The sequence below is a fragment of the Gemmatimonas sp. genome, from assembly GCF_044376735.1.
In the GTDB taxonomy this organism is placed as follows: domain Bacteria; phylum Gemmatimonadota; class Gemmatimonadetes; order Gemmatimonadales; family Gemmatimonadaceae; genus Gemmatimonas.
On sequence record NZ_JBILKJ010000137.1, the window covers coordinates 1 to 7,348 of the forward strand.

5 protein-coding genes are annotated in these 7,348 nt (G+C 67.1%); 1 reads left to right on the plus strand and 4 read right to left on the minus strand.

Features of this window, described 5'->3' with window-relative positions:
* Positions 1–814 (minus strand): PLP-dependent cysteine synthase family protein (locus ACIRA7_RS13630; protein ID WP_396221396.1); only part of this gene is annotated, 814 nt, incomplete at its 3' end.
* A 260-nt stretch (positions 815–1,074) separates the two neighbouring features.
* Between ACIRA7_RS13630 and ACIRA7_RS13635 the strand changes: the two genes are divergently transcribed.
* Positions 1,075–3,453, plus strand: a complete 2,379-nt coding sequence (locus ACIRA7_RS13635; RefSeq protein WP_396221397.1) for an Ig-like domain-containing protein — start codon at positions 1,075–1,077, stop codon at positions 3,451–3,453.
* A 21-nt stretch (positions 3,454–3,474) separates the two neighbouring features.
* On the opposite strand, the gene ACIRA7_RS13640 is transcribed toward ACIRA7_RS13635, so the two are convergent.
* The 3 genes from ACIRA7_RS13640 to mutS all read right to left on the minus strand — a co-directional run.
* A complete protein-coding gene (locus tag ACIRA7_RS13640; protein ID WP_396221398.1) occupies positions 3,475–4,320 on the minus strand; it encodes a glutaminyl-peptide cyclotransferase in 846 nt (281 codons plus the stop codon).
* A gap of 100 nt (positions 4,321–4,420) precedes the next feature.
* Complete coding sequence (gene mug, locus ACIRA7_RS13645) at positions 4,421–4,987, minus strand: G/U mismatch-specific DNA glycosylase (protein ID WP_396221399.1); 567 nt, start codon at positions 4,985–4,987, stop codon at positions 4,421–4,423.
* On the minus strand, positions 4,980–7,348 hold a 2,369-nt coding region (gene mutS, locus ACIRA7_RS13650), incomplete at its 5' end, for a DNA mismatch repair protein MutS (protein WP_396221400.1). The genes mug and mutS, both read right to left, overlap by 8 nt.

Below are 7,348 nucleotides of genomic sequence, written 5' to 3' on the forward strand. Positions count from 1 at the left end.
TGTCGAGCGTGAGCGGCACGCAGTCCTGTCCCACGCCTTCCACCTTGTACGGCGCACCGGTGGGATGTCCCTCGCCCTTGCTGCGCCACAGTTCGGCCAGCACGGATCCCATGGGGTCGGCCGCGATGATCTTGATGTTCGGGTTCTTGCTCTTGAGATAGCGCGCCACGCCAGTGATCGTGCCGCCGGTGCCGGCGCCGGCCACGAAATGCGTGATGCGCCCGTCGGTCTGCTCCCAGATTTCGGGGCCCGTCGTGGCCAGGTGCGCCGCCGGATTGGCCGGATTCTCGAACTGCCCGGCCAGCACGGCGCCCGGCGTCTCGCGCACGATCCGCTTCGCCATCATCACGTAGTTCTGCGGATGATCGTGCGGCACCGCCGTCGGCGTAATGATCACTTCGGCCCCGAACGCTTTCAGCAACCGCACCTTTTCCTGTGACATCTTGTCGGGCATCGTGAAGATGCAGCGATAGCCCTTGAGCGCGGCGGCGATGGCGAGACCCACGCCGGTGTTGCCGCTCGTCGCCTCCACGATCGTGCCACCCGGCTTGAGGGTGCCCGCGCGCTCGTGCGATTCGATCATCGGCATGCCGACCCGGTCCTTCACGCTGCCCCCGGGATTGAAGAAATCGGCCTTCCCGAACAACGGCGTCCGGATACCGCGGGCCACCCGGGACAGACGGATCATCGGCGTCCAGCCGATCGTCTCCAGCACGCTGGCGTAGGGACGGCGATGGCGGACGTGTTCCTCGTGCGCGGTCGCATCGGTGGAAGCCGCGTCGGACGTCAGGGAGGTCGCCAGGGTGCTGGACATGGCAGAATGCGTTATTGGGAGTCCCTGGGGAGCGTCTCCCCTGGGGATGTCGGAACTGCACGGGGACGAGCAACGACACGCGAATCGGGACGCGACCATCTGACGAGACAACCCGCCGAAGTGGCACGTCGCCCTGTATCTTGAACGCGTTCGGAAGTGACTCCGGTTACCGAAAGGGCACGTCGATGTTCAACACTGGAAAGTACACCCGCTGAGTGCCCTCGGCGGAACCGTTCGACCTCCATCAAACCGCAGTCCACATGCTCTCGCTTCGCCTTCACGCTGTTCGTTCGGCTCCACCGCGCACGGCACACGTCTCCGGGCGGCGCTCACTGGTCGCTGGCGCACTGCTGCTGTTGAGCGCCTGCTCAGGCGACAAGAGCACCGGCCCCGGCCCGGTCGCGGCCGCGATCAGAACACAGGCCGGCAACGAGCAGACCGGCGTGGTGGGCGCCGCGCTGAGTGTGCCGCTGGCGGTGGTGGTCACCGACAAGAACGGCAAGACCATATCGGGAGCGCGGGTGGATTGGGATGTGGGCCCGGGATCCGGCACCGTCGCACCAGCGCGGTCCACCGCCGACGCTCGCGGGGTGGCCACCACCGTCTGGACGCTCGGCACGACCGCCGGCACCGCGCGCGTTTCGGCGCAGGTGAACGGGGTGACGCCCGTCACGCTCACCGCCACCGTGCTGCCGGGGCCGGCAGCCCTGCTGGTTGCGTCGCCGGAAGCGGCCTTTCTCAACGTCGGCGACACCGTCCGGGTGCGCGGATCACTGCGGGATCAGTTCGGCAACACCATCGGCGGAGAGCCGATCAGCTACAGCACACTCAATCCGACGTTGGCCTCGGTAAACAGCTCCGGGCTCGTTACCGCGGTGGCCGTCGGTGTGGCGCGGGTGGTGGCCGCGGCCGCCAGCCGGGCGGACACCGTACCGGTGACCATCTCGCCGGCGGGATCGAGCGTCTGCGGACCGATCCCGGCGCGCGAGATGGCGCTCGGCGAGGTGTACATCCCACCCGCCGGAAACGCGAGCATCACGGCCTGCCTCGTGGCGCCCGCCGTGATCAACGGCGAGTACGCCCTGACGCTCGTATCGACGTCCACATCCTTTGGCACGTCGTCCCCGGTGGATCTCAGCGCGATCGGGAGCACCGGTCCCACCATCGCCGCCCTGACGGCCGACGCCAATCCGTTCGCGACCGCCATCGACGCCCCCGATGCCGCAACCACGGCGCTGTCGCCCGTCCGGGCCGCCGAACTGGAACGACGCGACCTCGAACGACGCGAGCTCACACCGCTGGTGGGCGAAGCGCGCGACTGGATGGCGGCGCGCACGGCATCGACCCGCACCGCCTTCGCCGTGACGGCGGCCGACGCCAAAGTGGGCGACGTGCTGCGCCTGAACGTGAACGCCAACGTGGCGTGCAGCAGCGCCGACACGAAGTCGGGACGCGTCGCCGCCGTCGGCACGAAGTCGATCATCGTCAGCGACAACGACAATCCCACTGGCGGCTACACCGACGCCGAGTATGCCGCGATCGCCGCCACCTTCGACACGCTCGTGTTCCCGATGGACACCGCCGCGTTCGGGGCGCCCACGAACGTCAGCGGCTACGGCAAGATCATTCTGCTGTACACCCGCGCCGTGAACGCCCTCACGCCGGCGGGGGCGGGATACACCATCGGCGGCTTCTTCTTCGCGCGCGACCTGTATCCGAAGACCGCCAGAAACGGGCTGGCCGCCTGCGCTGCATCGAACGAAGCGGAGATGTTCTATCTGCTCGCCCCCGATCCTACCGGCACGGTCAACGGGAACCGTCGCACGAAGGATGAAGTGACGCTGCTCAACCTCACCACCATCGCCCACGAGTTCCAGCACCTCATCAACTCGTCGCGCCGTCTGTATGTGAATACCGGGGCGCGTCCGAACGAAGAGACGTGGCTGGACGAAGGGCTGTCGCACCTGGCCGAAGAACTGCTCTACTTCCGAATCGCCAACTTCACGTCGCGACAGAATCTCGCCCTGACCGACGTAGCGGGAAACACCACGCGCGCCGACCAGTTCCGCAATTATGCGTCGCAGAACTTCTCGCGCTTCTACAGCTATCTCATCGCACCCGAAGTCAACTCGCCGTACGCGCCCAACGACTCGCTGGCCACGCGTGGGGCAATCTGGAATTTCCTGCGCTACGCCGCGGGCCGTCAGGGCGCCGATGGCGAGGCGCCGTTCCTGCGTTCGCTCGTGAATTCGAACACGACAGGCGTGGCCAATCTGCAGAACGTGTTGTCGGGCGGTCAGTTCGCCGATTATCTGCGCGACTGGTCGGTGTCGCTCATCGCCGACGACTTCTCGCCAGCCACGACGGCGGCGCTCGCCCCGAGCTACCTCATGCCGTCGTGGAATTTCCGCAGCATCTTCCCTGGTCTGCGCTTCTCCGGTGGCACGCCCCTGGGCGTGTATCCGATCGCCACACGATCGCTGGTTTCCGGCGCACCGCAGCGCGTACTGCTGGCCGGTGGCACGAGTTCGTTCGTGCGCTTCGGCATCCCCGCCGGACGCAGTGCGGTGATCATCGTGTCGTCCAACGGGGCATTGCCCCCCGGCACCCTCAAGTACGCGCTCGTGCGGCTTCGCTGACGCGAAACGCCGCAGCGCGTGTTACGACCGCTGCTTGAGCGTGATCTCGTAGAGCTTCGACCAGAGCTTGCCGGTCACGAACAGGCGGTCGCGCGCGGCATCGTAGGCGATGCCGTTCATCACATCTTCGCTGCCGGTGCGATCCATCGCCGGCAGAATGCCCTTCAGGTCGATCCATCCCGTCACGTTGCCGGTGGCGGGATCGATGCGGGCGATCTGCTCGCTCTGCCAGAGGTTGGCCCAGATCTCGCCCTTCACCCACTCCAGCTCGTTAAGCTGCGACACGGGGGTGCCATGATCGGTCACGGTGATCGTCTTCTGCACGGCGAACGTGGCCGGATCGCGCCACACGATGGATGACGTGCCGTTGCTCATGATGATGGCCGTACCGTCGGTGGTGAGGCCCCACCCTTCGCCGTCGTACGTGAACTGGCCCGTCCGCGTAAAGCTCTTCCAGTCGTATACGAACGCCTTGCCGCTCGTCCAGGTGATCTGGAACAGCTTGTCCCCCAGCAACACGATGCCTTCCCCGAAGTGCGGCGCTTCGAGATCCTGCTGACGGATCACGCGACCGGAGCTGAGCTCGACTTCGCGAATGTTCGACTGCCCGACCTGACCGGTGCTCTCGAACAGCCGGTTGTCATGCCACACCAATCCCTGCGTGAACGCCTTGGCATCGTGCGGATAGCTTTGCACGACCTCGAACCCGTACGTCGGCGTTCGCGTCACCACGGCGCCGGTGCTGTCGCTACCGGCCGTATTGACCGCGCCACGATCACCACCGCAGGCCCCGAAGGCGCCGGCCGTGGACACGAACGCCACGGTGCCAAGCAGAATGACGGCCGATGCCGTCCGCGAGCGTCGCATGCTGGAGAGAAGAGCCATCAGTCGGGTTGCCGCAGTATGAGAGTGGATCGGGACGACGGATTCAATAGGAAACCTGCTGTTCCAGCCTGACACGGATACGTCACGTACCATCCACCCATTCGCGCAACGCCCGCAGCAACACGACCAAATCCGCCAGCTGGTGATTGGCGTTCAAACCGCTCGGACTCGGTAATACCCACAACGCCGACTCGGCGAGCCGCTCCTCCTGCCAACCAAGCGCCGCCTTGGGGCGTCCGAACGCCGTGCGATAGGCGCCGATACCGAGAAACGCCACCACGCGTGGCCGTTGTGCTTCCACCAACCTATACAGCCGCTGGCCACCCGCCACGTACTCCGCAGCGCTGAGCTCCGCCGCCGTGGCCGTGGTGCGCTCCACCATGTTGGTGATGCCAAGGCCGAGCGGCAGCAGCTCCCGCTCCTCCCACGGCGCGAACAGCCGCGGCGTGAAGCCGGCGCCGTGCAGCGCCGGCCAGAAGCGGTTGCCCGGCCGGCCGAAGTGATGACCGATCGCCGCCGTGTACAACCCGGGGTTGATGCCACAGAACAGCACCCGCAGCCCGGGCGCGACCAGATCCGGCACGATCAGATCGACCGCCGCCGCCAATTCGGCCTTGGTCGGCTTCTTCCGCGGCGCGAGGTCAGTCACGCATCGACTGCTTGAGCGACGCCAGCGCCGTCAACGCCTGCAGCGGCGTCATCTGATCCGGCTCCAACGCCCCCACGGCATCGGCCAGGCGGGTCAACGCCGGATCGGGCGCGGGGGCCGACGCCTCACCGAAGAAACCGAGCTGCGGGGTGGGCGCCCCCGGCTGCTTCATCCGCGGCCCCTTACGCGACACGCTCTTCGGCGCGGCCAATCCATCGGCCGTCAAGCGCGCCGCCATCTGCTCGCCTTCGCCCTCGAGCAGCGCCAGCACTTCCTTCGCGCGGGCGATCACCGCCGCCGGCAGCCCCGCCAGACGCCCCACCTCGATACCATACGACCGGTCGGCGCCACCGGGAATGAGCCGGTGCAGGAACAGCACCTGATCGCCCACTTCGCGCACCGCCACCGTGAAATTGCGCACCCCGGGCAGCTCGCTCGCCAGCTGCGTGAGTTCATGATAGTGCGTGGCGAACACGGTCTTGCAGCCGATCGCATCGTGCAGGTGTTCGCTCACACTCCACGCGATCGACACGCCGTCGTACGTGCTCGTGCCGCGACCGATTTCATCGAGCAGCACCAGCGAGCGCCTGGTCGCGGTGTGCAGAATCGCGCTGGTTTCGCTCATCTCCACCATGAACGTCGACTGGCCACGCACCAGGTTGTCGCTGGCACCCACGCGCGTGAACAGGCGATCCACGATCGGCAGCTTCGCCCGACGGGCCGGGACATACGCGCCCACCTGCGCCATCAGCTGAATCAAGCCGACCTGCCGCAGGATCGTGCTCTTGCCCGCCATGTTCGGACCAGTCAGCACGATCATCTGTCCGTCTTCGCTCAGCACCAGATCGTTCGGGATGAACTTCTCCCGCGCCATCATGCGCTCCACCACCGGATGACGCCCCGCCACGATCTCGAGGTCGAAGCCATCGTTCAGCTCGGGGCGGGCGTACTGTTCGCGCTCCGCCACTTCGGCGAAGGCCGTGAGCACGTCGATCGTCGCCACCCGGCGTGCCACCTGCTGCCACCGCTGAATCGCCGCCCCCGCCTCACGACGCAACGCGTCGAACAGGTCGCGCTCGCGCGTCTCGATACGATCGGCCGCGCTCAACACTTTCTCCTCGTACTCCTTGAGGGCCGGCGTTACGTACCGTTCTGCCCCCGTCAGCGTCTGCCGTCGCTGATAGTCGTCGGGCACCAGATGCTTGTTGGCGTTCGAGATCTCGAGGAAGTATCCGAACACACGGTTGTAGCCCACCTTGAGCGAGTGGATGCCCGTACGCGCGCGCTCCTGCGACTGGATCGTCGCGATCGCATCCTTGCCGCCGTCGCGCAATGCGCGCAGCTCATCGAGATCGGCGTCCACGCCCGGCGCGATCGTGTCTTCTTCGCCGATCATCAGCGGTGGACGTTCCACCAGCATCGTCGTGAGCCGTTCGGCGCAGTCGTGGCCGTCGTCCCAGTCGTGCAGCATCGCCGTGAGCAAGCCACCGCTCGAATGCCCCTGCGCCGCATGCGCCAACACGGCGTGCACCGCCTGCGCCACCTGCGGCAAGCGCGCCAGCGAATCGCCGAGCGCGCGCAACTCGCGTGGCGTAGCCCGACCGGCGGCGGCTTTACTGGCCAGTCGCTCCACATCGCGCACGCCATCGAGCGCATCGCGCACCCCGGCGCGTCCCACCGGATCGCGCACCAGCACCGTCACCGCGTCGAGACGCCGCTCGATGGCCTCGCGCTCGAGCAACGGCGCCAGCAGCCATTGCCGCAACAGCCGCTGCCCCATCGGGGTGGTCGTGCGATCGAGCACTGACAACAGCGTCCCCGCCAGCTCGCCACCACGCAGCGACTCCACCAGCTCGAGATTGCGACGCGTCATTTCATCCAGCGGCATCACGCCACCCGGACGCTCCACCACCGGTCGCGCGAGGTGCGGCAGTCCACCCGGCTGCAGCTCGCGCAGGTAGCGCAACAGCGCCCCCGCCGCGCCGATCGCGCCCGCATCATCACTGCCCAGTCCGAAGCCTTCCAGCGAGCGCACATCGAACTGGCGCGCCAATTCATCGCCAGCAAGCTGCGCGTCGAATTCCCATCCATCGCGCTCGGTCACCAGCACGTTGTCCACCGCCTGCATCGCCGTGGCCAGCTCGGGGTGCGCTGCGCCACGCACCACCAGCAGCTCGCGCGGCGCCAATCGCGCCAGCACCGCGGGGGCATCCATCGGCGTCACCAGAAACAGGCGCCACTCGCCGGTCGACAGATCAGCGGCCGCGATGCCGATCTGATCACGCGATCCGTCACGCGATGTATCGCGGCCGGTCGCGATGGCGCACACATAGTTCGCCCGCGCACCGTCCAGCAGATCGT